Raw genomic sequence first — 26,320 nt, forward strand, 5'->3', positions numbered from 1 at the left:
GGGCGGCGCGCGACGGTGGAGGAGCGCCGGGAGGTCCGGCGTTCGCGGGCCGGGGGTCCGCTGCGGACGACGCCGGCTCGCCGGCGGGAGGGACGGGGCATGACGACGACACTGGTGGCACCGGAGCAGGAGCGGCCGATCCGCGGGGACGACGCCGGGACCGCTCCGGCGCCGGCACGCGCGGGACGGGTGCGCCGGGCGTGCGGGCCGGCCGTGGGGTGGGTGCCGCGGCGGGTGGCTCGCCGCGTCGCGGGTGCCGCGCACGACGCGGGGATGGCGACCGCGGAGTACGCGATCGCGACGCTGGCGGCGGTGGGCTTCGCCGGCCTGCTCGTCGTGATCCTCAAGGGCAACGAGGTCAAGGGTCTGCTGCTGAACATCGTCAAGCAGGCGCTCTCGCTGTGACGGGCGGCGGGTGGGCCGACCGGCTGCGCGGCGGTGCCGACCGGGGCTCGGTCACCGCCGAGCTGGCGGTCGGCCTGCCCGCGGTCGCGCTGCTGCTGGTCGCGGTGCTGGGCGTCGGCACCGCAGGCGTTCAGCACATGCGGTGCGCCGAGGCCGCGCGCACGGCCGCACGGGTGGCCGCCTTGGGGGAGACGGACGGGGAGGTGGTCGCCGCGGCACGGCGGGTCGCCGGCGACCGCGCGGACGTGCAGGTCAGCCGCACCGACGGCTGGGCGACCGTGACCGTGGTCGCCGAGCTGCCGATGGCGGGTCTGGGCGACGTGCTCACGCTCGAGGGTCGCGCGACCGCCTGGGTCGAGCCGTGAGGAGCCTGCGGCACGACGAGCGCGGGGCCGGAACGGTGCTCCTGCTCGCCGTCGTGCTCGTCGGGCTGCTCGTGGCGGCAGGGCTCGGCGCCGTGGCCTCGGCCCACGCGGCGCGCGGGCGGGCCCAGGCGGCGGCGGACCTGGCCGCGCTCGCGGGGGCGAGCGCACTGCGGCGCCAGCCGGCCGTGGCCGCGTGCGCGCTCGCGGGCGAGGCCGCGCGGCGCAACGGTGCCGAGCTTCGCTCGTGCCACGACGAGCCCGTGCGCGTCCTCGTCGTCGAGGTCGCCGCGCGCGGCGCGGGGATGGTTGCCGTCGCGTCGGCGAGGGCCGGACCTCGGGGGAGCGCGTGAGGGGCGCCGGTGAGCGCGGCTCAGCGGGAGGGTGCGCCGGCGTGCCGCAGCACCGCGTCGAGCAGGCGCAGGGCGGCGGCCTTGTCGAGCGGGTGGTTGCCGTTGCCGCACTTGGGCGACTGGACGCACGCGGGGCAGCCGGCCGCGCACGGGCACGCGGCGATGGCGTCGCGGGTCGCCGTCAGCCAGATGGGGCCGAGCTCGAAGCCGCGCTCGGCGAACCCCGCCCCGCCGGGGTGGGCGTCGTGGACGAAGACGGTGGCCTCGCCGGTGTCCGGGTGCAGCGCCGTGGACAGTCCGCCGAGGTCCCAGCGGTCGCAGGTCGCGAGCAGGGGCAGGAGGCCGATCGACGCGTGCTCGGCCGCGTGCAGCGCGCCCGGCAGCGCCTCGAGCGTCACCGCGGCCTCCTCGAGGACGGAGGCCGGAGCGGTCCACCACACCGACGACGTGCGCAGCGTCCGCGGCGGCAGGTCCAGGTCCTCGTACCCCAGGACGCGCAGGTCGGGGAGGTGCTTGCGGTGGAAGCCGAGCACCTGCGAGGTCACGTCGACCATGCCCAGGTGCCACGTCACGGGTCCCCAGCGGCGCTCGTCGTGCACCTCGACGACGTCGGTGGTGGTCAGCCACTTCGCCCAGGTGCCGAAGTCGACGTCGCGGCGCGTGACGAGCGCGACGTCGTCCGCCTGGTGCAGCTCGTCGACCACGAACGTCGCACCCTGGTGCACGTAGACGGCCCCGGGGTGCAGGCTCGCGTCGGCGGCCGCGGCGTCCACGGTGCCGAGCACGCGACCCGTCTCGTTCTCCACGACGCGCACCGGGTTCCCGCCCGCGCCGCGCAGGTCGGTCAGCCGTGCCGCCGGCTCGGCGTGGGTCCAGTACCAGCCGGACGTGCGCCGGCGCAGCACGCCGTGCGCGACGAGGTCGTCCAGCACGGCCGCCGCGCGCGGCCCGAACAGGTCGAGCTCCTCGGTCCGCACGGGGCGCTCCGCGGCCGCGGCGCACAGGTGCGGGGCGAGCACGTACGGGTTGGTGGGGTCGAACGTCGTGGCCTCGACCGGGGCGTCGAGCACCGCCTCGGGATGGTGCACCAGGTAGGTGTCGAGCGGGTCCTCGCGCGCGACGAGCGCGACCAGGCCGTCCGCACCGGCGCGTCCGGCCCGGCCCGCCTGCTGCCAGAAGGAGACGCGGGTGCCCGGCCAGCCGGCGATCAGCACCGCGTCGAGACCCGAGATGTCGACGCCCAGCTCGAGCGCGTTCGTCGTCGCGAGCGCTCGGACCGAGCCCTCGCGGATCGCGCGCTCCAGCGCCCGGCGTTCCTCCGGCAGGTACCCGCCGCGGTAGGCCTGGACCGTCGCGCGCAGCGAGGGGTCCACCGAGCCGACGTGCTCCCTGGTCGTGGTCGCGACCGACTCCGCCGCACGGCGCGAGCGCGTGAACGCGAGCGTCCGGCCGCCGTGCGCGACCAGGTCCGCGAGCAGGTCCGCCACCTCGGCGGTCGCCGTGCGGCGCGGGCGGTCCTCGGGCTCGCCGGGCGTGCGCCACGGGTCCTCGTCGGGGAGCAGGCTCGCCCACGGGGCGCCCGAGTCCGGGCCGTACCCCGGCAGCTCGGGCGGCTGCCAGAGCACGACCGTCTTGCGGCCGGCGGGCGAGGCGTCGTCGGTGACGGCCTCGACCTCGTCGGGCTCGACGCCCAGGAGGCGGGCGGCGCTCGCGGCCGGGTCCGCGGTCGTGGCGGACGCCAGCACGAAGGTCGGCGAGGCGCCGTAGGCGGCGGCCAGGCGGCGCAGTCGCCGCAGCACCAGCGCCACGTGCGCACCGAACACGCCGCGGAACGCGTGGCACTCGTCGAGCACCACGTAGCGCAACGAGGACAGCAGGCGCGACCAGCGCTCGTGCTGCGGCAGGAAGGAGAAGTGCAGGAAGTCGGGGTTGGTGAGCACCACGTCGGCGTGGTCCCGGACCCAGCGGCGCTCGTCCTGCGAGGTGTCGCCGTCGCACTGCGCCACGCGGACGTCCCGCACCCGCGCGGCGGTCAGCAGGCGCTCGAGCGCGGCGAGCTGGTCGGCGGCCAGCGCCTTCGTCGGGCACAGGTAGAGCACGCCGGCGCGGCGGCGGGCGGACTCGATGCGGCCCGGGTCGAGGGTCGCGGCGGCGGTCCGGTCCCGGATCGCGGTGAGCGCGGGCAGCCAGTACGCGAGCGACTTGCCCGAGCCGGTCGACGTCGCGAGCACCGTGTGGCGCCCGGACCACGCGGCCTGCGCAGCCTGCACCTGGTGCTCCCACGGCGCCTCGACGCCCAGCGCCCGGTAGCCGCGCACCAGGTCGCCGTCCGCCCAGGCGGGCCAGTCCCCGCGCCGACCCTCGCGCGCCGGGAGCCGGCGCACGTGCGTCGCGCGCTCCGTCCGGCGTCCTCCGGCGAGCAGCACGTCGAGCAGCTCGTCGGCCGATGTCACGTGTCCCATGGTCCCACCGGTGCGACGAGTACCCGGACGACGAGGCCCAGCACGACGAGGCCCAGCACGACGAGAGCGACCGTCCCGCCCGACCGCGCGTGGCAAGGTGGCGCCGTGGACGTGACGCTGGACCTGAACTGCGACCTCGGCGAGGGCGTCGACGCGTGGGAGCCGGGCGTCGTCGGCCTCGATCAGGAGCTCCTCGGCGTCGTCACCAGCGCGAACCTGGCCTGCGGCGGGCACGCGGGCGACGAGCGGACGATGGTGTGCGTCGCTCGGGCCGCCGCGGCACGCGGCGTCGCGCTCGGTGCGCACGTGTCCTACGTGGACCGCGAGCACTTCGGCCGCCGGTTCCTCGACGTCCCGCCCGACGAGCTGCGCGCCCAGGTCGCGGCCCAGCTCGAGCTCGTCTCCGGTGCGGCCGCTGCCCAGGGCGCCCGCATCACGTACGTCAAGCCGCACGGCGCCCTCTACAACGCGATCGTGCACCACGAGGAGCACGCGGCTGCGGTGCTCGACGCGATGGACTCGGCGTCGGTCGGATCGCTGCCGGTGGTCGGCCTGCCGGGCTCGGCCGTGCTGGCCGAGGCGCGCCGGCGCGGGTTCCGGGGCGTGGCCGAGGCGTTCGCGGACCGCGGCTACCGCGCTGACGGCACCCTGGTGCCGCGCGGGCAGGACGGCGACCTGCTGATCGACGAGCGTGCGGTGGCCGAGCGCGTCGTGCGCATCGCCACCGAGCGACGCGTGCGCGCGGTCGACGGGTCCGACGTCGCCCTCGACGTCGAGACGGTGTGCGTGCACTCCGACACCCCGGGAGCCGTCGCGCTCGCGCGCCAGGTGCGCGCGGAGCTCGCATCCGCGGGCGTCACGGTCGTGCCGTTCGCGGGTCTGCCGTGAGAGCGTCCGACGAGGCGCGCGACGCGGGGGGCCACGTCGCGCGGATCGTGCGCTTCGGCGCGGCGGCCGTGCTCGTCGAGGTGCCCGACCTCGCCGCCGTGCGGCGCGCCGACGACGCCCTGCGGGCCGCCCGCGCCGGCGGCGGATGGGACGACGTCGAGGACCAGGTGCCCGCGGCGGAGACGATCCTCGTGCGCGTGCGGCCGGGCACCGACCTGCGCGCTCTCGGGCGCCGGATCCGGAGCGTCCTCACCCGCGCCGACGAGCAGGCCGACGAGCAGGCCGACGACCAGGCTGTCGACCGGGCCGCCGACCGGGCCGCCGACCGGTCCGACGAGTGGCCCGCCCACCGGCCGGGCGCGTCCCGGGCTCGTCGCGACGCGTCCGGCGACGCGCCGCCACGCGTCGAGCGCGAGCGTCTCCTGGTCGTCGAGCCGAGGCTCGTCGTGCTGCCCGTGACCTACGACGGGCCGGACCTCCACGACGTCGCCGACGCCACCGGGCTGTCCGTGGAGGACGTCGTCGCTCGGCACCTCGCGCCGACCTACACGGTGGCGTTCGGCGGGTTCATGCCGGGGTTCGCGTACCTCGTCGGGCTGGACCCGGCGCTCGTCGTGCCGCGGCGCACGAGTCCGCGCGAGCGTGTCCCCGCGGGGTCGGTGGCTGTCGCGGACCGGTTCACCGCGGTGTACCCCGCGGCGACGCCGGGCGGATGGCGGCTGCTCGGGACGAGCCGGACCACGCTGTTCGACGTCGCGCGCGCCGAGCCCGCGCTGCTCACGCCCGGTACGCGCGTCCGGTTCGAGGCGGCGCGATGAGCGGCACGGGGGCGGCCCCGACGACTGCGGCGGTGCCCGCGGCGGCGCTCGAGGTGCTGGACCCCGGGCTGCTCACGCTGGTGCAGGACCTGGGTCGGCCGGGCTGGGCGCACGTGGGCGTCGGCCGGTCGGGGGCCGCCGACGCAGGGGCGCTGCGAGCGGCGAACCGCGCGGTCGGCAACGACGACGGCGCCGCCGGCCTGGAGGTGCTGATGGGCGGACTGAGGCTCCGCGCGCACGGCCCGCTGCTCGTCGCCCTCGCCGGCGCCCGACTCCCGGTGCACACGATCCCGGCCACCCCACCCACCACCCTGCCCACCACCCCGCCGCCTACCGCGCCTCCGCCTGCCTCGGGTCCCATGCCGCCGCCAGCCGGCCAGAGCACGCTGCCTCGACGAGCACACGTGACCGATCGCGTGCTCTCGCTGAGACCACGAGATCTCGGTCCGGGAGGCCAGGCGCGGCGGGACCTGGAGCCGGTCGTCCCGGTTCCGCGCGGTCTCGGCGCGGCCGTCCAGGTGCTGCAGCTCGCCGACGGCGACGTGCTCGAGCTCGGGCGACCCGAGCGGGGGCTGCGGACATGCCTCGCCGTGCGAGGTGGCCTCGCCGTCGAGCCTGTGCTGGGGTCGAGGGCGACCGACCGCCTCGGCGGCATCGGCCCCGCTCCGCTCGTCGTCGGCGACGTCCTACCGGTAGCCGCGCTGCCCTCATCTGGTGCGCCGCACCTCGAGAGCACGCGCTCTCGTCGAGTGCACGGGGATGATCCCGTGCTCTCGGTGACAGCACACGACGTCGGCGCCCGGGCGACCGGGGAACCCGAGAGCGAGGGCGGCGAGGAGCACGTGGTGCTGCGCGTGGAGCCCGGGCCGCACGCGCACTGGTTCGACGACCGGTGGCCCTCGGTGCTCTGCTCACCCGAGGGCTTCACGGTGCTGCCGGCGAGCGACCGGGTGGCCGTGCGGCTGGACGGTCCGCCGCTCACCCGATCGCGAGGGTTCGTCGGACGCGAGCTGGCGCCCGTCGGTCTGGTGCCGGGCGCGGTGCAGGTGCCGCCCGACGGGAGCCCGGTCGTCTTCGGCGTCGACCACCCCGTCACGGGCGGCTACCCGGTGGTCGCGGTGCTCCGCCTGACCGATGTCGACCGGCTGGCCCAGCTCCGGCCGGGCGACCGGGTGCAGATGGCTCTCACCCTCGCGCAGTGACGCCCACCTCCGGGGTGGGGTCGAGAGCCGCGGTGGGACGCGGACCGGCGCGTCCCTCCACGGCGCGTCACGGCACAGCCGACCTCGAGATCGGTCGTGTACGCCTGGCCTACGTACACGCCGAGTCGTGAACGCCTCCGGGCCGCGACGCGCCGTCGGTGCCCCGACAGGCGGAGGGGCGCGCTGCCGGACCCGCACCCGGGGCGGAGCGACACGCCGTAGGGATGCGCGGGGCCCGGAGCGACACGCCGCGAGTTGAGCGGGGCGCCGCGTCCAGGACCGGCGGGCTCGTCGGACACGGGGACCTTGGTCCCGGCTCGGTGGAGGACCCAGGCATAGAAATGCCCACATCTTGTGAGCCGCCTCGGGGTTAGCCACTACATCTGGTGGTCGCCCGAAGGGGCCGGAGCCGCGAACCGAGGAGAGAACCGACATGCCCGAGCCTGCAGCGCCCGCCGTGACCGTCGACGTCGCGTCGTCGATCGACGAGTACCTGGACCGCAGCGACTGGCGGGTCAACGCCAACGCGAACCAGGGCTACAGCCTGGGCGGGCTGATCCTCAACACCGCGGGCAAGGTCGTCGCGAACTACTGGCTCAGCCAGGTGTACCCGGCCGCGGTCGGCCAGGCGCACCGCGAGGGCGACCTGCACATCCACGACCTCGACATGCTCTCCGGCTACTGCGCCGGCTGGAGCCTGCGCACGCTGCTCCAGGAGGGGCTGGGCGGGATCCCGGGCAAGGTCGACGCGCGCCCGGCGAAGCACTTCAGCGCCGCGATCGGCCAGATCGTCAACTTCCTCGGCACCATGCAGAACGAGTGGGCAGGAGCGCAGGCGTTCAGCAGCTTCGACACGTACATGGCGCCGTACGTGCGCACGGACCAGCTCACGTACGCGCAGGTCAAGCAGGGCATCCAGGAGCTCGTCTACAACCTGAACGTGCCGAGCCGGTGGGGCACGCAGACGCCGTTCACCAACCTGACGTTCGACTGGGTGTGCCCGGACGACCTCAAGGACCAGGTGCCGATGGTGGGCGACGAGCCGTGCGACTTCACCTACGGCGACCTGCAGCCGGAGATGGACGTCATCAACCGCGCGTACATCGAGATCATGACCGAGGGCGACGCCACGGGGCGCGTCTTCACGTTCCCGATCCCCACGTACAACATCACCGAGGACTTCGACTGGCACAGCTCCAACGCCGACGCGCTGTTCGCCATGACCGCCAAGTACGGCCTGCCGTACTTCCAGAACTTCATCAACTCGGAAATGAAGCCCGGCGACGTCCGGTCCATGTGCTGCCGCCTGCAGCTGGACCTGCGCGAGCTGCTCAAGCGCGGCAACGGGCTGTTCGGCTCGGCGGAGCAGACGGGCTCGATCGGCGTCGTCACGGTCAACTGCGCGCGCCTGGGCTACCGCCACGCGGGCGACGAGACCGCGCTCCTGGCCCACCTCGACGAGCTGCTGGACCTGGCCCGCACCAGCCTCGAGCTCAAGCGCGCGGTGATCGCCCGCCTGATCGACGAAGGGCTGTTCCCGTACACCCGGCGCTACCTGGCGAGCCTCGACAACCACTTCTCCACGATCGGCGTGAACGGCATCAACGAGATGGTGCGCAACTTCAGCGGCGACGAGTACGACCTCACCGACCCCCGTGGGCACGCGCTCGCCGTGCGGCTCCTGGACCACGTGCGCGCCGCGATGGTCGAGTTCCAGGAGGAGACCGGGCACCTCTACAACCTGGAGGCCACGCCCGCCGAGGGCACCACGTACCGGCTGGCCAAGGAGGACCGCGCGCGGTTCCCGGGCATCCTGCAGGCCGGCACGGACGCCAACCCGTACTACACCAACTCCTCGCAGCTCCCCGTGGGCTTCACCGACGACCCGTTCGAGGCCCTCGAGCGGCAGGACGAGCTGCAGACCAAGTACACCGGCGGCACGGTCCTGCACCTGTACATGTCCGAGCGCCTGTCCACGCCGGACGCCGCGCGCGAGCTGGTCCGGCGCTCGCTGTCCCGGTTCCGGCTGCCGTACCTCACCGTCACGCCGACGTTCTCGATCTGCCCGAACCACGGCTACCTCGCCGGCGAGCACCAGGAGTGCCCGCGCTGCGCGGAGGCCGGCCGGATGCAGGAGTGCGAGGTGTGGACGCGCGTCATGGGCTACCACCGGCCGGTCTCGTCGTTCAACGTCGGCAAGAAGGGCGAGCACGCCGAGCGCACGCACTTCCGCGAGTCCGTGGCGGCGCTGGCGTGACGACGACCAGTGGGTGGACTTCCTCCCGCCAGGCGGGAGGAAGTCCACCCGTTGTCCTGTCCGACGAGCGGGCGCGGCCCGGGGCGCGCGCGGACGGGCTCGTCATCGCCGGGGTCACGCGGATGTCGTCGTGCGACTGGCCCGGGCGGCTCGTGGCGACCGCGTTCCTGCAGGGCTGCCCTTGGCGCTGCACGTACTGCCACAACCACGCGATCCTGGACGCGCGAGCGCCCGGGCAGGTCGCGTGGCAGGAGGTCCGCGAGCTGCTGGCTCGTCGGACCGGGCTCCTGGACGGGGTGGTGTTCTCCGGTGGGGAGCCGACGAGGCAGGCGGCGCTCGCGGACGCGATGCGCGAGGTCCGGGCGGCGGGCTTCGGCGTCGGGCTGCACACCGGCGGCGCCTACCCGCGCCGGCTCGAGGCGCTGCTCCCGCTGGTCGACTGGATCGGCTTCGACGTCAAGGCCCCGCGGACGCTCTACCGCGCGATCACCCGCGTCGGCGGCCCGACGACCGCCGCGGACCAGGCATTCACGAGCCTGCGGCTGGTGCTGGACGCGGGCGTCGACGTCCAGGTCCGCACCACGGTGGACCCCACGGTCCTGTCCGACGAGGACGTGCACGCCCTGACCGCCGAGCTCCGCGCCGTCGGCGTCCAGGACCACGTCCTCCAACAGGTCCGCCCCGACGGCACGACGACGGAGTACCAACAAGCCCTCGCCGCCGCCCACCGCCGCTGACGTTGCGCGATGTGCCGCCTCCTCAGGCAGTGTCCCGATCGCTGAAGACCTCGACGGTCGGCTCACCTCGAGGGCTGAACTCCTCAGGGATCGCGACGACGTAGGTGAAGCTCTTGACGTCCAGTGTGCAGGCGTCGCCCTCAGCCACACCGGTGACGATCTGGATGACATCGCCTTCGATCCTGATGCGCTTCGGGAGATAGGGGCAGCTCGTGGATCCGCCCGTCCGGAGTGTCACCGTTCTGGCCGCGAGATCGACCACGGGCTCGCCGTTCTGGTTGGCGGACCAGCCGACTTCCGACGAGATGATCGTGACCGGATCGAAGGCCGACCCCGAGACGTCATCCGCGCGGTACGGCGCCAGGTCGAGGGTGCGGGCGTCGGCGACGGCGACGACCGCGCGCTCGCTCTTGTCGTCGGCGGAGGTCTCCACGATCGTGGCCTGGACGAACGGCCAGGCGGTGACCCGGTCGGGGATCTCGGTGTCGTCGCAGGCGATCAGGTGGACGCCGTCGTCGAGGCGGGTGGTGTCGCCCTGGGCGGCGTCGAGATGGACGGTGGTCTGCGCGTCCTCGTCGGGGTACAGGTAGCCGACGATGTCGCCGTCCTCGCCGACGAGCGCGAACGTGCCAGCGACCGGCACCGTGGCCGAGACCGACGCGTCCCCCGCGACGCCGAGCGTGACGGAGAGGTCGTCGTCGGCGGCGAGGACGAGCCCCGCGGCGTCCGGGCGGGTGTGGACCGTCAGGCCCACGGGCTCGCCGCAGGCGAAGTACTTCTGCCACAAGACCATCGGCGGCGGGTTCTCGATCCACGGGCTCTCGGTGGGCGACGCGTCGCGGGTGATCGGCGCGGTCGGGTCGGTCGAGCTCGTGGTGGGGGCGGCAGGCAGGCGACCCGACGAGCCGTTCACCTGGGCCGCGCCGAACGCGACGGCGCCCACCGCGCACGCGGCGACGGTGCCGGTGCCGACCTGCCGGGCGGCGCGGCGGCGGCGGACGCGCGTGGTGACTCGGCGCACGGCGGAGGCTCCGAGCGAGGGGGAGGCGGCGGCTGCGGCGTGCGCGAGGTCCGCGAGCTGGTCGTGCAGGTGGTCGCTCATCGTGTCCTCCGTGGGGTCAGGTCGAGTCGTTCGTCGGAGCCGGCGGCCTCGTCGGGCGGGTCGCCGAGGCGCTCGCGCAGGGCGCGGCGGCCGTCGGACAGGTAGCGCTTGACCGCGCCCGTGCTGAGCGAGAGCAGCGCCGCGATCTCGTCGACTGGCAGGTCCTCGACGTGGTGCAGCACGACGCACGTGCGCTCGCGCGGGCTGAGCCCGGCGAGCGCCTGCGCAAGGACCAAGCGGTTCCCGACGAGCAGGTCGGTCGGGCCGTCGGGTCCGTCCGTCGGGGTCGCGTCGGGCGCGGCGTGCAGGTGCCGGATGGTGGCCCAGTGCCGCCGGCGTCGGAAGCCGTCGATGTACAACGTGTGGATGGCTCGTCGTACATAGGCCTCCGCGGAGGCGACCTCGCCGGACGCGCGCCGGCCGGCGAAGACCTTCACCAGCGCGTCCTGGACCAGGTCCTCGGCGTCGCGGAGGTCGCCGGTGAGCAGGTACGCGTGCCCGACGAGCGCGCGCCCGCGATCGCGGACCAGCTCGTCGAGCACCGCTTGCCAGGCCATCGAGTCCCCTCCGTCGTCCACCTTCCTACCCCTGATGACGCATGCCGCGGCGTCCCGGTTGGGGTCACGGCCGAAGCCGGCGTGTGGACCGGTAAACAGATCGGCTCCGCACGGCAGTCTTGGTGGGTATGAGGAGCGGACCGTCGACGCAGGTCGCCGACGACGTGGGCGACGAGGTCGCGCGGTTCGTCGGCGAGCACCGGCCGGCGCTCCTGCGGGTCGCGTTCGGTCTGTGCCGGGAGCGGACCGCGGCCGAGGACCTGGTCCAGGACACGTCCGTCCGGCTGCTGGACCGCTGGGACCACGTCCGACGAGCGCGCCACCAGCTCGCCTACGTCCGCACGGTCATGGTGCGGCTCTACCTGGACCAGGTCGGGCGCTCGGAGGTGCCCGTGGTCAGCGCAGAGGTGAGCGAGCGAGCCGGGCCGGACGCGTACGCCGAGCTCGAGTCCGTGGCCGCCGCGGTGTCACTGGTCGCCGGGCTGCCGCCGCAGGCGCGGGCCGTCCTGACCCTGCGCTACATCGAGGACCTTGACGACCGCGAGATCGCCCAGGTCCTCGGCATCTCCCGCAGCACCGTGCGGGTCACCGCGCACAAGGCGCTGCGCAGGCTGTCCGTCACCGGACCGAGCCCGACGAGGAGGGCGTGATGTTCACCGAGCAGGAGTTCCGCCACGCGTTCCGCGCCCAGGTCGACGCCGAGGTCGCCGACGTCGTCGGCCCCGACCGCGTCACCGCGCCGATCCCGGTGCGTCGCCGCCCCCGCTGGCCCCTCGTCGCCGCCGCGGCGGCCTCGGTCCTGGTGGTCGGGGGCGTCGGGCTCGTGGGCGCGCACCTCTTGGAGACGAAGCCGGCCCCGCCCGCGGTCCCCGAGGCGGTCGGCGCCGTGACCGTCGAGGGAGCGGTCGTGCCCGACGAGGACGTCGCCGACGTCAGGCTGCAGTCGGTCGACGGCTGCCTCGCGATCGACCCGGACACGTTGCTCGTCGTGAACAAGCCGGTCTGGTCCTGGGCGGGCGCGGCCGGCGAGCTCCGGTGGCTGCCCAGCAGCCAGAGCGAGGGGTACCACCTGGGCGACGAGTTCCAGCTTGGCGGGCAGCGCGTCGCCGTCGGCGATCTCGACCAGCCCGTGCTCCCGACGAGTTGCGCCGACTTCGACGGTGACCTCTGGCTCGCCGGCACCCCACTCCCTCGGGGTGCGGATGACCCGCCTCCGTTCGACGTTCGAGCGACGCCCGAGGTTGCGGTCGCGACCGTCGAGCAGGACAGCGGGTTCCAGGCGCTCGGCGGGGGCACGCTGAACGAGCTCGACGGGTGCGTGATGCTCGGCGACGCGCTGCTAGTCGTCGGACCGAGCTGGTTCTGGGACGCGCCGCGCGCGGTGCTCGTCGATCTGCGGTCCGCGACTGAGTTCCATCTGGGTGATCTGGTGAGAGTCGCCGGGAACGGCGTCGAGATCGGCGATGGCGATGTCTCCCTCGGCGGTCCGCTCACTCTCCCGGCGTCCTGCGCGTCCTACGAGGGTCTCGGTTGGTACGCCGGCCCGCGAGGCGGTGGCGACGGCGATGGGGTGTCTGATGGTCCCACCGGCGTGCAGCGCACCAAGGTCGCGCACGCGATCGGCGCGGTGCGGGACCGGTACCCGGGAGCCGACGGCGGGGGCGTGTACGACCGGGTCACCTCCACGTACACGATGTGGATCGTCGACGATGCGCCGGACGCCGAGAGGTACCGCGCCGAGCTGACGGAGGCACTCGCCGCCGACACCAGTGGGTCGACGACGATGGTCACGAAGACGACCGAGATCTCGGATGCCGAGGGTCAGGCGCTCGCCCGGGCTGTCGCCGACGCCGCCAACAACGACCCAGAGTTCCCTGGCTTCGGCTTCTCCGGCGGCTATTCGCCCGCCGACCAGGCCGTCGTCCTGCACGTGGGCAGTGCCTGGAACGACCCCGCCGCGCTCGAGTACCTGTACACGCGGTTCGGGGACACGATCGTCCTGTCCAGCATCGAGCCCGCTGTCGCCGAGTCGATCGGGCCGTGAGCAGAATCTCCCCGACCCAGTGATCCCTCCGGCTCTGAGCGGTCAGAGCCGGAGGGATCACGGGGTCGCGGGTGGGTGGGTCAGGCGTTGGTGGAGGTGTCCGTCGAGTCGGTGGACGTGCCCGAGTCCTGCTGGTTCGGCATCTGGCCCGGGGCCGGGCGGTCGCCCATGTCGCCGCTGGGCGGGTTGCCCATGTCTCCGCCGGGGCCGCCACCCATGCCGCCGCCGCCCATGCCCGCGGTGACCTCGCCGGCGGTGCCGGTTCCGGCCTCGGTGGTGCCGGCCGTGCCACCGGAGCTCAGCGGACCTGCGACGGCGGAGCCGGCCGTGCCGCCCAGGACCGCGGTGTAGGTGTCGCCGTCGACGACGTCGGGCGAGGAGTAGACCACAGAGCCGAACGACTTGGTCGCGGTGAACGACGCCAGCAGGTCACCCTCGTCGGACACGACCTGGACCACGTCACCCGCCGAGCCCTGCGTCGTCAGCGTGATGCCGACGAACGACTGCGACGAGCCGTCGGACGGCGTCTGCGCCATGCCCGAGGACCCGACGGCGATCAGCTCGCCGCCCGAGATCTCGAACGTGCCGTTGTAGTCGAGCGACCCGTTGCCGCCGTTGGTCGGGCCGGAGACCACGACGGTCCCGCCGGTCATGGTCATCGACCCGTTCGAGTCGAGACCGTCGCCCTCGGCGTCGACGACGAGCGTCCCGCCCGCGATCGTGACCTGCACGTTCTCGTCGGCGGCCATCTCGCCGCCGCCCATCCCGCCACCCATGTCGCCGCCGGGCGCTTGCTGAGCTGCCTCGTCGTTCGTGCTCTCGGTCGCGGTGTCGTCGGACGTGGCGTCCGCCGCCGAGCCGTTGATGCCGTCGTCGGACGTGACCAGCGTGATGTCGCCGTCCAGGATGGTGATCTCCTGCGCCTCGAGGCCCTCGACGGCCTGCGTGACGTCGACGGTGCCGCCGGAGATCTGCAGCGCGTACTCGCCGTGCACCGCGTCGTCGCCGGTCGCGAGGGTCAGGTCGCCGCCGGTGACGGAGACGACGGCGTCGGAGTGGATCGCGTCGTCGGCCGCGTCGACCGTGAGGGTCCCGCCGCCGACGACGACGCTCGCGTCACCGACCAGACCCTTCGGCGAGCCGTCATCGGCCACGGTCGCGCCCGCGCCGCCGCCGGTGGTGACGGCCAGGGTGCCGCCCGCGACGAGCACGTCGGTGGTCGCGGTCAGCCCGTCGTCGCCCGCGGTGAGGGTCAGCGTGCCGTCGTTGACCAGCACGTACGCGAGCGTCGCGTCCTCGTCGTTGTCCGACTTCACCGCGTCGCCACCGGCCTGGACGGTGAGGTCGCCGCCGTCCACGACGACGTAGTCCTTGCCGCGGATGCCGTCGTCGACCGCGTCGACCGTGAGGGTCCCCGAGGAGATCACCAGGCCGTCCTTGGACACGATGCCGTCGTTGCCGTTGCCCTGGACGTCCAGCGCGCCGGTGCCCGTGATCGTCAGGTCGCCCGCGCTGAACAGGGCGCCGCTGGCCTCGTCGTCGTCCGCGTAGGACGCGGTGTCGGCGAGCGCGTTGTTCGAGCCGTCGGCCAGCACCACGACGACCTCGTCGGCCTCGAGGACCTGCAGGGGGGAGGTGGTCGAGCTCGTGAGGTCGACGCCGTCGAGGACGAGCGTGACGTCCTCGTCGGGCGCGGTCACGACGACCTGCCCGTCCGTCAGAGCACCCGACAGGCGGTACACGCCGCCCGCGGAGATGGTGACGGTGTCGCCGTCGACCGCCACGGCGGACGAGTCCGACGAGGAGGCGCCGTCCGCGAGCGTCACGTCCACCACGTCGGCCTCGTCGTAGGAGCTGTCCGACGAGTGGGGCGCGGTGTTGGCCGCCATCGCGGACTCGACCGTGAGATCGGCGTCGGTGGAGGCGGGCACGGTGGTTCCGGTGGTGTCCGCGGTGCCCGACGAGCCGGCGGACGCGGACGACGAGTCCGTCGTGCCGTCCGTGGACGTGCAGCCGGCCAGGATCAGCGCGACCACCGCCGCGGGGACAGCGGCTCGCAGGGCGGCCTTCTTCAGGGGGGTGCGCATGGTTCTCTCCTCGGTTCAGGGGGGTAGCGGCCAGGGGGTAGCAGTCAGGCGGTGGCGGTCAGGCGCCGGCGCGGCTCGATGTGCCGGTCCAGGACGCGCCGCCACGGGGTCAGGGGCAGCTCGGGGTGCAGCAGGGCCATGCCGGTGCCGTACTTCGAGATGCGCACCGGGCGGTGGCCGTGACGCCACAGCACCCGGTCGGTGACCGACGGTGTCGCGCCGGTCTTGGTCTCGATCACGGCGAGCGGACCCATCGGGCGCTCGTCGCCGGTCTCGGGGTCGATCCACACCAGGTCGGTGTCGATCGTGGTGCGGGCGGTGACGCCCGGTCGTCCGCCGTCGACCAGCAAGGTGGTGCGGCGGTAGCGGTTGGCGAGCGTGGGCTGCATCGGGCCGCTGACGCGACGCGCCGGGCCGAGCGAGCTCGTCGTGAACTTCCACGCGGTGTCCGTCAGGACCGTCGGCTCGCCGTCGTGCGGCTGGCGGAGCTTGACCGTGGCGCCGCGGGCGCCGCGCGTCTTGACCTCGACGAAGCAGTCGCCCGAGTCCGCGTACGTGCGGGTGCGGACCTTGTAGCGGCCGCGGCGACGCAGGGCCGCCCCGAGGTAGGAGTCCAGGTTCTCGGTGTCGAAGTACACCGACTCGTACTCCGACGTGCGCCGGCCCTCGATCTCCAGGACGCGCGCGCCCTGCGTGAGCGGCAGCGTCGCGAGCGCGCTCGTCGGGACCACGTACTTGCGGTCCACCCGGGTCTGCAGCGCGGCGCCGGCGTCGTTGATCTCCGCCAGGCCGATCGCCGGGACCAGCGTGAGCCGGTCCTCGAAGACGCTCATCGCAGGGTCCCGGGCTCGGTCGCGTACGTGGTCGTCGCGGCGGCGGTGCTCGCGCCGGCCGGAAGGGTGCCGGCCGAGTAGCGGACGTCGACCACGGTCGTGTCGTTCACCAGGTCGAGGCGCTGCACGGTCACCGAGTGGACCCGCCCGCCGAGCAGCCGCTCGAGGTGCGCGACGAGCGCGGTCTCGTCGGCGATCGCCCGGTCGACGACCACGATCTGCTGCCGCAGCCGGTGCAGGATCCGCGGGCTGTCGGCGACCGCGATCACGACGACGAGCGCGGCCATCAGGCCGACCCCGAGCGTCAGGCTCGTGGTCCCGAGCCCGCCGATCAGGCCGAGCGCGAGCGCCGCGAAGTAGTAGGCGACCTCGGACTGCGCCAGCTCCGTGGACCGCAGCCGGATGATCGACAGCACCCCGAACAGCCCCAGGCCGAGGCCTGCGGCGATCGTGCTCTGGGCGAGCGCGGCCGAGACGGCGAGGACGCCGACATTGACCGCGAGGAAGGCGACGACGAGATCCCGGCGCCGGTGCCGCGGCAGGTACACCGCGAACGTGAGGACGAGGATCGCGACGAGGTCGGCCGCGTAGAGGGCGTAGGGGGACACCGGGGCCTCCTGAAGGTCGGGGCTTGCTGACAGACCTCAGTCAGCCAGCCCGACCTGGAGGAACGCTGGGCCTTCCCTGGGCCCCCGGTCCGAGTTCGTTCACCCGCCGTTCATCGGTGCGCGAGCGTCAGTCGATCGCCTTGAGCGTGTGCGGTCCCGCGACGAGGGCACCCGCGTCGGTCTCGACCTGGACCCAGACGTCGAGCTCGTCGCTCGGAAGTCCGTCCCGATCGCACCCGAAGATGTCCCCGTACTCGGAGGGTCGGGGGAGCGTCATCGTCTCGCCCGGTGCGATCGTCACCCAGAGCTCTGGCCTGTAGGCGGCGTAGACGAGTCCCCGGCTGACGACGAAGCCGTGTCGCGCCGCTACGAGTCCGACGTAGTTGACCTCGATCGGCTCGTCGCCGCCGTTCGTGAGTGCGATGGCGCCGTCGACTTGGGCCAGCCGTCCGTCGCGGTCGGGGTTGGCCCACTGCGTGACTTGCAGCGTCACGGCGCCCTGCGCAGTCGAGGCGGCTCGGTTGGCGAGGTCATCCGTGGTGTCGCCGCACGACGGCCGTGACCAGATGTTGGTCGGAACGAAGCCGTCGTCGCCGACGACCGTCAGTGGCCAGGGGCCGCCTGCGGTCGTCCAGGCGGCGCCGGGGTCGGGTCCGTCACCCGTGTGCGGCGTGAAGGTCGTGACGGCCCACAGCTCGTACTCACCCGCCGGCAGCGAGCCACCGGGGTGCGCGCCTGCGCATGCCGTCATCAGCGAGTTGGCGTCGAACGTCTGCGACTCGCCAGCGTCGAGGTCCACGTCGAAGCCGATGTCCTCCGTGGCCTCCAGTCCGCCGACGACGACGCCGTCTCGGGTCACGATCACCTCTGGGTGCCCTGTCGTCGCCCGCACGCGCTCGTCGGACTCGTTGGTCACGTCGACCCTGAACGACGCGTTCCCGCCGAGCGGATGCTTCGCCGGCGCGGAGTCGGAACGCACGCGGAGCGGGCCCGCGTCCGCCAGCGTGCGCAACCCGCCGTCCGACGCACCGCACACCAGCGGATCGGGCTGGCCGGCGGCGTCGGGAACGGTGACGTCGACCGGGTCGCTGGTTGCGCGGGCGATGCTCGGCTCGAGCTCGGGGTCGGTCTCCGGGACCCACCCGATCGTCGTGCTCGCGAGGAGCTGGTAGTCGCCGGGCGGCACGCCGGGCTCACCCGTGGCGCACGAGATCACGCGCCCCGCGAGGTCCTCGACGATGGGGAACTTCGTGGGCTCAGCGTCGACGGCCGTGCGCGCAGCCTGCTCACGCGTGGCGGCCTCGTGGTCCTCGAGTACGGCGACGACCGTGCCGTCCTGGACCAGCGCCACCGTCGTCCCGTAGGTCCAGCCGACAGCGGCCCAGACAGCGCCGGGCGAGCCCGATGCCTCGATGCGGGTGGCCACCGACCACGGTCCGCTCGCGGGCGTCGACGTCGCGTCGATCAGCACGTCGAAGGTCCTCCCGGTGTCGCTGTCGTCGGCGGTGAGGCTCTCGGTTGTCAGGCCGCACACCGCAGGCAGCGTCGGGGCCGGAGTGGGGCCGGCGGGTGCGGGGCCGTCGACCTCGACCGGCACTGGGTCACTCGTCGTGCGGGAGACGAAAATACTGCCGCCCTCCGGATAGCTCCAGAACATCGTCTGGGTCGCGACGAGGTCGTAGGTGCCAGCCGTCAGCGGCCCGGGGGTGCACGGCGCGATCGTTGTGCTGACCTGATCCGTCTGCGGGAAGGGCGCGGTCTCGTAGGCGGCGTTCGGGAACGGGTCCTTGTCCGTGTACGGCGTCGCCAGGTAGCGGGTCTGCGCCGCGACGACGACCCCGTCGCGGAGGAGCGTCAGCGTGGTGCCGAATCGCGCGCCGGTCGGTGTGCCCGAGACGACGGGAGCGGGCGTCTCCCCGGCCGACGGCTCGTCGTCTTCATCGATCTGCACTGCCGACGTCGTGCCGAACGTGGTCGAGACGCTCCAGGCGTTGTGCGCGCCCTGCCGGATCGAGCTCGCGTCGATCTCGAGCCCGGCCGGCACCTCGCCGCCGACGGGCCACGGGTCCGGTCCGCCGTCGTCGGCGGCGAGCTCGTCGTAGGTCAGGCCGCACAGGCCGGGGGCCGGGCGGTCGTCGGTGGCGGGTGCCGGTGTGGGGGACGGCAGGTTGGGGACGACGAGGGCGGCGCCCGCGACGACGAGCGCGAGCGCGCCCGCTGCGCCGCCGGTGCGGGCGCGTCGGCGGCGGCGGGACCGGGAGCGGATCAGCTCGACCGGGACCTCGTAGCCCTGGGCCTCGGGGGAGTGCTCGACGGCGTTCAGCGCGTCCGACAGGGGGTGGCGCTCGGTCATGAGAGCGGCCTTCCGGTGAGCGGCACGGACTCGTCCTCGGGGAGAGGGCCGAGCCGGGCCTCGAGCTTGTGACCGGCGGTGGACAGGTATCTCTTGACGGTGCCGTCGGCCAGGCCCATGCGGGCTGCGACCTCCGGCACGGTCAGGTCCTCGCACCAGCGCAGCACGGCGGCGGCGCGTTCCTGCGGGGCCAGCGTCGCCAGGGCCGCCTGCACGTCGAGCACGGCTCCGACCGCGGGCGCGGGGTCCCGCGCGGGCTCGTCGTGCCGCCCCAGCAGGTGCTTGACGCCCGCCCACCGCTGCCGACGACGCGCGTCGTCCAGGAACACCGTGAGGATCGCGCGGCGGACGTACGCCTCGGCGTCGTCGGGCGTGAACCCGGTCCGACGACGAGCGAACGTGCGCACCAGCGCCTCCTGCACCAGGTCCTCGGCGGCGTGCCGGTCGCCCGTGAGCAGGTAGGCGTAGCCGAACAGCGCACGCCCGCGCTCGCGGGCCAGCGTGGTCAGCACGTCGTCGTCCGGCACAGCACCCCGTCTCGGTCACGAGGCCGGCGGGTGCCGCCCTCACCAGCCAAGACGACCAACCTGCCGCAATCGTTGTACCCGCCGCCCGCCGCCACGCTTGTGAGAGGAACTGGTCGCTCTCGGTCGCCATTTCCTCTCAGAAGCGGTCAGAGGGCGGTGATCTCCAGCGGCCAGGGGCCGGAGACCGCCTGCCACTCGGCGCTCGGGGTGGCGAACTCGTCGGCGTACGTGAGCGTGACCGGGAGGACCAGCCAGAGCTCGTAGTCGCCGGGGGGCAGCGCGGTGGGGTCCTGGGCGCCGGCGGCGCACGAGCGCAGGCTCGTCCCGACCTCGATCTCCTCCTCGGCGTCCGCCGCGAGCATCAGGCCCGCGTCCGCGGTGTCGCGTCCGACGATCACGCCGTCCCGGGTCACGACGACCGTCGGCGCCCCGAGCTCCAGCGGGTTGTGCCCCGTTGTGTCGTTGGCCACCGTGACCGGGAAGGTCAGCGACGATTCCTCGGAGATCGCGTGCGGGCCGGTCGCGGACACCGTGACCGGCGGCGGGTTTCTGGGAGGATCGGCCAGCGCGCGCAGCTCGTCGTCCGTGGCGCCGCAGCCCAGCGGACCGACGCCCGTCGACGTCGGCGTGACCCGGACCTCGACGGGTGTGCTCGTCGCGCGGATCACGCGAAGGTCGTCGAAGGCGACCGGCACGAGCGCGGTCGTGGACGAGACGAGCTGGTAGTCACCCGGCTCGAGCTCGGTGGCCTGACCCGTGGCGCAGGAGACGAGCGGAGCCTCGAGCTCCGTGGCCAGCGGGAAAGGATGGGGTTCGCCGACGACGTCCAGCTGCTGCGCCTCGGCACGGGTCGGTGCGCCGGACGGCGTCTCGAGCACGGCGACAACCACGCCGTCCCGCAGGAGCGCGACGGTCGACCCGAAGGTCCGGCCGTCTGGCGGTCCCAGGAGCTCGTTGTCCGGACCGGGGATCACGTCGATCTCGGTCGTGAGCCGCCATGGCCCGTCGCTCCCGGGGTCCACCGACGTCGCGTCGATCGTCGACCGGGCGGACAACCACTGCTGCTCCCCGGTCGGCTCGGTCGCGTCCGGGTCTGTCTGGCTCGGGACGCCGCCGTCGTCTGCGGCGAGGTCGGCGAGCGCGAGCCCGCACACCGCCAGCGCGTTGGCCGTGGGTGCCGTGGGCTCGTCGTCCCCATCCGCCGTGGACGTGATCTCGAAGGCCCACGGACCCCCCGCGGTCGACCACTGTCGCGCGTCGGGCTCTGCCGTGCCCGAGGACCTCTCGGGAGTGAAGGTGATGACACTCCAGAGTTCGTACGCCCCGGGCGGTAACGGCACGCCGCCCTCGTCTCCCTCGAAGCACGTCTGCAGACCGGACCACGTCTCGAATGAGGCCGTCGAGCCGGGGCCGAGGTGGACGTCGTGCGGCGGCTTCAGGATGTCGTACACGGGCTCGTATCCACCGACGACGACTCCGCCCTGCGTGACGAGCGCGAGGGGGTACCACGAGTCGAAGGTCGCATCGACGCGGTCGGATCCGTCATTCACTACCGTCGTCATGAAGGCGAGCTCGGATCCCGCGGTGACAGCGCCCGGTGCCGTCTCGATGCCGAGCCGGAGCGGCGTCGGGTTGGTCTGCGGGTCGGCGAGCGCGCGCAGCTCGTCGTCGGTGGCGCCGCACCCGAGCGCGTCGACGGCGGGCGAGTCGGCCGCGACGAGCACGTCGATCGGCGTGCTCGTCGCGCGTAGGACCCGCGGAGCGGTGGAACCGGCCTCGGCTGCCGTCGTTGACGCGACCAGCTGGTAGGTCCCGGGTGCGAGCTCCGTGACCTCACCGGTCGCGCACGAGACGGGCGGCGCCTCGATCTCGGTGGTGAGCGGGTACGGCTGGGGAACCGCGTCGACCTGCATCTTCCTCGCCTCGGCGCGCGGGGGTGCCGGGAACGTGTCGAGGACGGCGACGGTCCGCGACTGCTGGACGAGCGCGACCGTGGTGCCGTAGGTCCACCCCGTCAGACTTACCGGATCGGTCGACGTCTCGGGCGTCAGATCGGTCTGCACGGTCAGGCGCCACGGGCCGGTGCTCGCCGGCTGCACGCTGTCCTCGAGCACGGTGGTCGAGGCCTCCAGCCACTCGGCGTCGGCGCCGTCCATCCCGTCGACGGCGTCGACCAGCGGGACGCCGAGGTCGTCGGACGCGAGCTCGTCGGGAGTCATGTGGCACGCAGCGGGCGCATTCGGGGAGACCGCGTCGACAGCGGGTGGGGCGTCGTGGGACAGGCGGGGGAGGGCGGCGGCCGTGCCGGCGACGACGAGCGCGACGGCCACGCCGCCCGCGAGCATCCGGCCGGAGCGCTGACGGCGGGCCCGGGCGCGCCGGACCACGGCGTCGAGGTCGGCCACGGGGCGGTTGAGGTCGGGCGAGTCGCCGAGCGCGTGCAGGCGGCTGTGCAGGTCGTCGTTCACGAGTCCTCCTCGCCCGCGCGGGAGCGGGCAGCCAGCGGCACCACGGGCGCCGCCTCGTCGTCGTCGGTGCCCAGCGGGCCCAGGACGCTCTCCAGCCGGCGCAGGGCGTCGTGCACGTAGCGCTTGGCGGTGCCGGTCGAGACGTTCATCTGCGCGGCGACCTCGGGCACGGTGAGGTCGTCGTAGTAGCGCAGCACCACGGCCGCGCGGTGCTGGGGGCCGAGCAGGGACAGGGCCGCGCGCAGGTCGAGCCGGGTGTCGGCTGGCGGTTCCACGGGGGCCTCGTCGGGCGTCGCGACGACGTGCCGGACGTCGGTGAACCGCCCGTGCCGCCGCCGCTCGTCGAGGAACACGGTGAGGATCGCGCGCCGGACGTAGGCCTCGGCGGAGTCGGGCGTGAACCCGCGCCGCAGCCGCCCGAACACACGGACCAGCGCGTCCTGCACCAGGTCCTGGGCGACCGCGTGGTCCCCGCTGAGCAGGTGCGCGTACGCCACCAGCGCCGGCCCGCGGCGGCGGACCAGGTCGGTGAGCACGTCGTCGGCTCGGCGCGGCACCACGTCTCCCTCGTCGTCGGTGGACGCCCGGTGCGCGCCCCCTCACCACCTTGACGTCCGGCGGGTGCCAGAACGTTGCACCCGGTCCGACGAGAGTGCGACGACGGCGCGCCGCCCGGAGGTCACCGCCCGGTCGCGTGCGTGTCGTTCCCCGTGGCTAGACTGCCCCGGTCGCGCGGCAACGGGGCCGCGGGCACAGGGGCGCGCAGGGGGCGGGCCCCAGGTCCGAGGAGGATGCATGGTCGAGCTCGGTTCCACGAGCCTGACGATCGTCGGGGTCATCGCGGGGCTCGCAGTCGCCTCGCTCGTCGTCGCGGCGGTGCTGCGGCGGCAGGTGCTCGCGGCGGGCGAGGGCACGGCGTCGATGCAGGAGATCGCCAAGGCGGTGCAGGAGGGGGCGTCGGCCTACCTCAACCGCCAGTTCCGCACGCTCGCGCTGTTCGCGGTGGTGGTCTGCGCGCTGCTGTTCCTGCTGCCGGGTGACGGCGGCGTCAAGCTCGGTCGCTCGATCTTCTTCCTGGTGGGCGCCGGCTTCTCCGCGTCGATCGGCTTCCTGGGCATGTGGCTGGCGACGCGGGCGAACCTGCGCGTCGCGGCGGCCGCGTCGCTGCCCGGTGGCCGCGCCGAGGGCGCGCGGATCGCGTTCCGTACCGGCGGCGTCGTCGGCATGTCCGTGGTGGGCCTGGGCCTGCTCGGCGCCGCGGCCGTGGTGCTCATCTACCGCGGTGACGCGCCGGCCGTGCTCGAGGGCTTCGGCTTCGGCGCCGCGCTGCTCGCGATGTTCATGCGCGTCGGCGGCGGCATCTTCACCAAGGCCGCGGACGTCGGTGCGGACCTGGTCGGCAAGGTCGAGCAGGGCATCCCGGAGGACGACCCGCGCAACGCCGCGACCATCGCGGACAACGTGGGCGACAACGTCGGCGACTGCGCGGGCATGGCCGCGGACCTGTTCGAGTCCTACGCGGTGACGCTGGTCGCCGCGCTGATCCTGGGCAAGGCCGCGTTCGGCGAGCAGGGTCTGGTGTTCCCGCTGATCGTCACGGCGATCGGTGCGCTGGTCGCCGCGCTCGGTGTCGCGATCACGCGCGTCCGCGGCACCGAGAGCGGGCTGGCCGCGATCAACCGCGGCTTCTACATCTCGGCGGTGGTCGGCGTGCTGCTCGCGGCCGTCGCCGCCTTCGTCTACCTGCCGGACACGTTCACCGAGCTCACCGGCGGCACCGCCGGCCTCGAGTCCCACGGCGGTGACCCGCGCCTGATCGCGGTCGCCGCCGTCGCCATCGGCGTCGTCCTGGCCGGCATCATCCTGTGGGTCACCGGGTACTTCACGGGGACGACGAGCAAGCCGACGCTCCACGTCGCGGCGACGACCCGGACGGGCGCGGCCACGGTGGTCCTCTCCGGCATCGGTGTCGGGTTCGAGTCCGCGGTCTACACCGCGGGCATCATCGCGGCGGCGATCTGCGGTGTCTTCCTCATCGCGGGCGGCTCGGTCGCGCTGTCGCTGTTCCTCATCGCGCTCGCGGGCTGCGGGCTGCTGACCACGGTCGGCGTGATCGTCGCGATGGACACGTTCGGCCCCGTCTCGGACAACGCGCAGGGCATCGCGGAGATGTCCGGCGACGTGACCGAGGAGGGCGCGCAGATCCTCACCGACCTCGACGCCGTGGGCAACACGACGAAGGCGGTCACCAAGGGCATCGCGATCGCGACCGCCGTGCTGGCAGCCACCGCGCTGTTCGGCTCCTACGCGGACGCGGTCAGCAGCAAGCTGGGCGAGATCAGCGGCGGCCCGGCGAACGACCTGGTCGCCGCGATGATGGAGTACAACATCATCAGTCCGATCACCCTGGTGGGCGTCATCCTGGGCGGCGCGACGGTCTTCCTGTTCTCCGGCCTGGCTATCGACGCCGTCACCCGGGCCGCCGGCGCGATCGTGTTCGAGGTGCGCCGGCAGTTCCGTGACTTCCCCGGCATCATGACCGGCGAGGTCCGGCCTGAGTACGGCAAGGTCGTCGACATCTGCACGCGCGACTCGCTGCGCGAGCTCGCCACGCCCGGTCTGCTCGCGGCGTTCGCGCCCATCGCGGTCGGGTTCGGCCTGGGCATCGGCCCGCTGGCCGGCTTCCTGGCCGGGGCGATCGGCGCCGGTGTCCTCATGGCCGTGTTCCTCGCCAACGCGGGCGGCACCTGGGACAACGCGAAGAAGATCATCGAGGACGGCCACTACGGCGGGAAGAACTCCCCGGCGCACGAGGCCGCGATCATCGGTGACACCGTCGGCGACCCGTTCAAGGACACCGCCGGGCCCGCGATCAACCCGCTGATCAAGGTCATGAACCTCGTCGCCCTGCTCATCGCGCCCGCCGTGGTGGTGGTCTCGGTGGGCGACGACGCGAACACCGTGCTGCGCTTGAGCATCGCGGTGGTCGCCGCGCTCATCGCGTTCGGCGCGGTCATCGCCAGCCGCCTGCGCGCGGCTCGGGTCGACCGGGAGAGCGCCGTCGGCGACGCGGTCGAGGAGCCGGACACCGTCCCGGCCTCCTGACCCCCAGCGGGCCACGCCCGCGACCCGCACCGACGACAGGACCCGCGCCCTCCCCGGCGCGGGTCCTGTCGCCGTCCCGGCCCGTTCTCCGCCCGCCCAGGCCGCACCCCTCACCGGCTGGGCCCGATCTCCGGTGCGCGCCCGTGGTCCGGTGCGCCGGCGGGCCGGGTGCGCGCGCGGACGACTGCTGCCGGCGATTCGCTGAGCTCGTGGTTGTGCGACACGCCGCGCCGCGTGCGGCGTGTCGCACAACCATCGCTTCACTGAACGACCGCGTCGACGGGCGACGGCGGGACTCGAGCGGGCGCAGGGCGGCGGGCCGGGCACTTGAGCGGCGGGTGCAGGTGGGCCGGGGGCGGGCGATACTGCGGCGATGAGCGCGCGGGTGCTGGTCCTCGTCGGGCGTGGCCGGTACGGCGACCCGTGGCACGACCACGCCGCGCAGGCCGACGAGGTCGCACGGCTGCTGCGCGCGGACGGTCACGACGTGCGCGTGCGCAGCACGTTCCCGACGACCTTCGCGGACCTCGGCGAGTGGGTCCCGGCGCTGCTCGTCGTGACGTCGGGCCGCGCCGAGGACGTCTCCGACACCGACGACGAGTGGCGCGCGTTCCACGACGCGCGGCAGGAGCTGGTGGCCCGCGGGGCCGCCGTGCTGGGGCTGCACCAGGCCGCCAACACGTTCGCCGACGACCCGCGCTGGGCCGCGACGCTGGGCGGCCGGTGGGTCGAGGGCCGCTCGTGGCACCCGCCGCACGGCACCGCGACGTTCCGGGTGGTCGACGACGAGCACGCGGTCACGTGGGGTCGCACCGCCGTGACCGCGGACGACGAGCGCTACGCCGACCTGGAGGTCGCGCCGGGCTCCCGCGTGCTCGTCGTCGCGGACGTGGCGGCCGACGAGGCGGAGCCGCACGGCACACCCGGAGCGCACCCGGTGGTGTGGGCCGCACCCGGCGACGGCCGCGTGCTCTACGACGCACTCGGCCACGACCCGCGCTCGTTCGCGTCCCCGGACCGGCGCGCCCTGCTGGCCGCCGAGCTCGCCTGGCTGCTGGAGCCCGCACCCGCCGGCGACGCCTCGTGACCGCAGGGATGGCCGCACCGGACGTGCCCGTGACGGGCACCGATGCTGCGACCACGGCTGCGTCC

General features: G+C 74.0%; 22 protein-coding genes. 12 read left to right on the forward strand and 10 right to left on the reverse strand.

Features of this window, described 5'->3' with window-relative positions:
- Positions 1-99: 99 nt before the first annotated feature.
- From KIN34_RS07630 to KIN34_RS07640, 3 genes are read left to right on the forward strand one after another with little or no spacing between them, the layout of a single operon-like run.
- Complete coding sequence (locus KIN34_RS07630) at positions 100-405, forward strand: DUF4244 domain-containing protein (protein WP_214348816.1); 306 nt, start codon at positions 100-102, stop codon at positions 403-405.
- On the forward strand, positions 402-770 hold the full coding sequence (locus tag KIN34_RS07635; RefSeq protein WP_214348819.1) for a TadE family type IV pilus minor pilin: 369 nt from the start codon (positions 402-404) through the stop codon (positions 768-770). The genes KIN34_RS07630 and KIN34_RS07635 overlap by 4 nt, the downstream gene beginning before the upstream one ends.
- Positions 767-1,120: an Rv3654c family TadE-like protein gene (locus KIN34_RS07640; RefSeq protein ID WP_214348822.1), complete on the forward strand. Its 354-nt coding sequence runs from the start codon at positions 767-769 to the stop codon at positions 1,118-1,120. The genes KIN34_RS07635 and KIN34_RS07640 overlap by 4 nt, the downstream gene beginning before the upstream one ends.
- A gap of 20 nt (positions 1,121-1,140) precedes the next feature.
- Here KIN34_RS07640 and sftH read toward each other — a convergent pair whose 3' ends face one another.
- Positions 1,141-3,582 carry a DEAD/DEAH box helicase gene (sftH, locus tag KIN34_RS07645; RefSeq protein ID WP_214348825.1) on the reverse strand — a complete coding sequence of 814 codons (2,442 nt, stop codon included), beginning with the start codon at positions 3,580-3,582 and terminating at the stop codon, positions 1,141-1,143.
- A 105-nt stretch (positions 3,583-3,687) separates the two neighbouring features.
- Here sftH and KIN34_RS07650 point away from each other — a divergent pair, with 105 nt between their 5' ends.
- From KIN34_RS07650 to KIN34_RS07675, 5 genes are all read left to right on the forward strand, one after another.
- Positions 3,688-4,470: a LamB/YcsF family protein gene (locus tag KIN34_RS07650; protein ID WP_214348828.1), complete on the forward strand. Its 783-nt coding sequence runs from the start codon at positions 3,688-3,690 to the stop codon at positions 4,468-4,470.
- Positions 4,467-5,288, forward strand: coding sequence for a 5-oxoprolinase subunit B family protein (locus KIN34_RS07655; protein ID WP_307858141.1), 822 nt, complete (start codon positions 4,467-4,469; stop codon positions 5,286-5,288). Before KIN34_RS07650 ends, KIN34_RS07655 begins: the two co-directional genes overlap by 4 nt.
- Entirely contained in the window at positions 5,285-6,490 is a 1,206-nt protein-coding gene (locus KIN34_RS07665; protein WP_237689067.1) for a 5-oxoprolinase subunit C family protein, read from the forward strand. Before KIN34_RS07655 ends, KIN34_RS07665 begins: the two co-directional genes overlap by 4 nt.
- Positions 6,491-6,923: 433 nt before the next feature.
- Positions 6,924-8,747 carry a ribonucleoside triphosphate reductase gene (locus KIN34_RS07670; RefSeq protein WP_214348831.1) on the forward strand — a complete coding sequence of 608 codons (1,824 nt, stop codon included), beginning with the start codon at positions 6,924-6,926 and terminating at the stop codon, positions 8,745-8,747.
- On the forward strand, positions 8,744-9,484 hold the full coding sequence (locus KIN34_RS07675; RefSeq protein WP_372449532.1) for an anaerobic ribonucleoside-triphosphate reductase activating protein: 741 nt from the start codon (positions 8,744-8,746) through the stop codon (positions 9,482-9,484). The genes KIN34_RS07670 and KIN34_RS07675 overlap by 4 nt, the downstream gene beginning before the upstream one ends.
- A 22-nt stretch (positions 9,485-9,506) precedes the next feature.
- Here the strand turns inward: KIN34_RS07675 and KIN34_RS07680 are convergent, their stop codons facing one another.
- Positions 9,507-10,271, reverse strand: coding sequence for a hypothetical protein (locus KIN34_RS07680; protein WP_214348833.1), 765 nt, complete (start codon positions 10,269-10,271; stop codon positions 9,507-9,509).
- Between the two features lie 311 nt (positions 10,272-10,582).
- The gene (locus KIN34_RS07685) at positions 10,583-11,143 is read right to left on the reverse strand and encodes an RNA polymerase sigma factor (protein ID WP_214348835.1); all 561 of its coding nucleotides are present in this window, start codon (positions 11,141-11,143) and stop codon (positions 10,583-10,585) included.
- Positions 11,144-11,271: 128 nt separating this feature from the next.
- Between KIN34_RS07685 and KIN34_RS07690 the strand changes: the two genes are divergently transcribed.
- Entirely contained in the window at positions 11,272-11,793 is a 522-nt protein-coding gene (locus KIN34_RS07690) for an RNA polymerase sigma factor (protein WP_214348837.1), read from the forward strand.
- The gene (locus KIN34_RS07695) at positions 11,793-13,187 is read left to right on the forward strand and encodes a hypothetical protein (protein ID WP_214348839.1); all 1,395 of its coding nucleotides are present in this window, start codon (positions 11,793-11,795) and stop codon (positions 13,185-13,187) included. The genes KIN34_RS07690 and KIN34_RS07695 overlap by 1 nt, the downstream gene beginning before the upstream one ends.
- Positions 13,188-13,267: 80 nt before the next feature.
- Here KIN34_RS07695 and KIN34_RS17115 read toward each other — a convergent pair whose 3' ends face one another.
- From KIN34_RS17115 to KIN34_RS07730, 7 genes are all read right to left on the reverse strand, one after another.
- On the reverse strand, positions 13,268-15,274 hold the full coding sequence (locus KIN34_RS17115) for a carbohydrate-binding domain-containing protein (RefSeq protein ID WP_214348841.1): 2,007 nt from the start codon (positions 15,272-15,274) through the stop codon (positions 13,268-13,270).
- 44 nt (positions 15,275-15,318) lie between these two features.
- The gene (locus tag KIN34_RS07705; protein ID WP_214348843.1) at positions 15,319-16,107 is read right to left on the reverse strand and encodes a polyphosphate polymerase domain-containing protein; all 789 of its coding nucleotides are present in this window, start codon (positions 16,105-16,107) and stop codon (positions 15,319-15,321) included.
- Positions 16,104-16,715 (reverse strand): DUF4956 domain-containing protein, encoded by a 612-nt coding sequence (locus KIN34_RS07710; RefSeq protein ID WP_214348846.1) that lies wholly within the window; start codon positions 16,713-16,715, stop codon positions 16,104-16,106. The genes KIN34_RS07705 and KIN34_RS07710 overlap by 4 nt, the downstream gene beginning before the upstream one ends.
- A gap of 127 nt (positions 16,716-16,842) precedes the next feature.
- A complete protein-coding gene (locus KIN34_RS07715) occupies positions 16,843-19,068 on the reverse strand; it encodes a hypothetical protein (RefSeq protein WP_214348849.1) in 2,226 nt (741 codons plus the stop codon).
- Positions 19,065-19,595 carry a sigma-70 family RNA polymerase sigma factor gene (locus KIN34_RS07720; RefSeq protein ID WP_214348852.1) on the reverse strand — a complete coding sequence of 177 codons (531 nt, stop codon included), beginning with the start codon at positions 19,593-19,595 and terminating at the stop codon, positions 19,065-19,067. The genes KIN34_RS07715 and KIN34_RS07720 overlap by 4 nt, the downstream gene beginning before the upstream one ends.
- A gap of 146 nt (positions 19,596-19,741) precedes the next feature.
- Positions 19,742-22,063: a hypothetical protein gene (locus KIN34_RS07725; RefSeq protein ID WP_214348856.1), complete on the reverse strand. Its 2,322-nt coding sequence runs from the start codon at positions 22,061-22,063 to the stop codon at positions 19,742-19,744.
- The gene (locus KIN34_RS07730) at positions 22,060-22,620 is read right to left on the reverse strand and encodes an RNA polymerase sigma factor (RefSeq protein WP_307858142.1); all 561 of its coding nucleotides are present in this window, start codon (positions 22,618-22,620) and stop codon (positions 22,060-22,062) included. Before KIN34_RS07730 ends, KIN34_RS07725 begins: the two co-directional genes overlap by 4 nt.
- Before the next feature lie 238 nt (positions 22,621-22,858).
- Here KIN34_RS07730 and KIN34_RS07735 point away from each other — a divergent pair, with 238 nt between their 5' ends.
- Both KIN34_RS07735 and KIN34_RS07740 read left to right on the forward strand, forming a co-directional pair.
- Positions 22,859-25,168 carry a sodium-translocating pyrophosphatase gene (locus KIN34_RS07735; protein WP_214348863.1) on the forward strand — a complete coding sequence of 770 codons (2,310 nt, stop codon included), beginning with the start codon at positions 22,859-22,861 and terminating at the stop codon, positions 25,166-25,168.
- A 373-nt stretch (positions 25,169-25,541) separates the two neighbouring features.
- Positions 25,542-26,255, forward strand: coding sequence for a ThuA domain-containing protein (locus KIN34_RS07740; RefSeq protein ID WP_214348866.1), 714 nt, complete (start codon positions 25,542-25,544; stop codon positions 26,253-26,255).
- Positions 26,256-26,320: the final 65 nt, after the last annotated feature.

The sequence above is a fragment of the Cellulomonas fulva genome (genome assembly GCF_018531375.1).
Classification (GTDB): Bacteria; Actinomycetota; Actinomycetes; order Actinomycetales; family Cellulomonadaceae; genus Cellulomonas; species Cellulomonas fulva.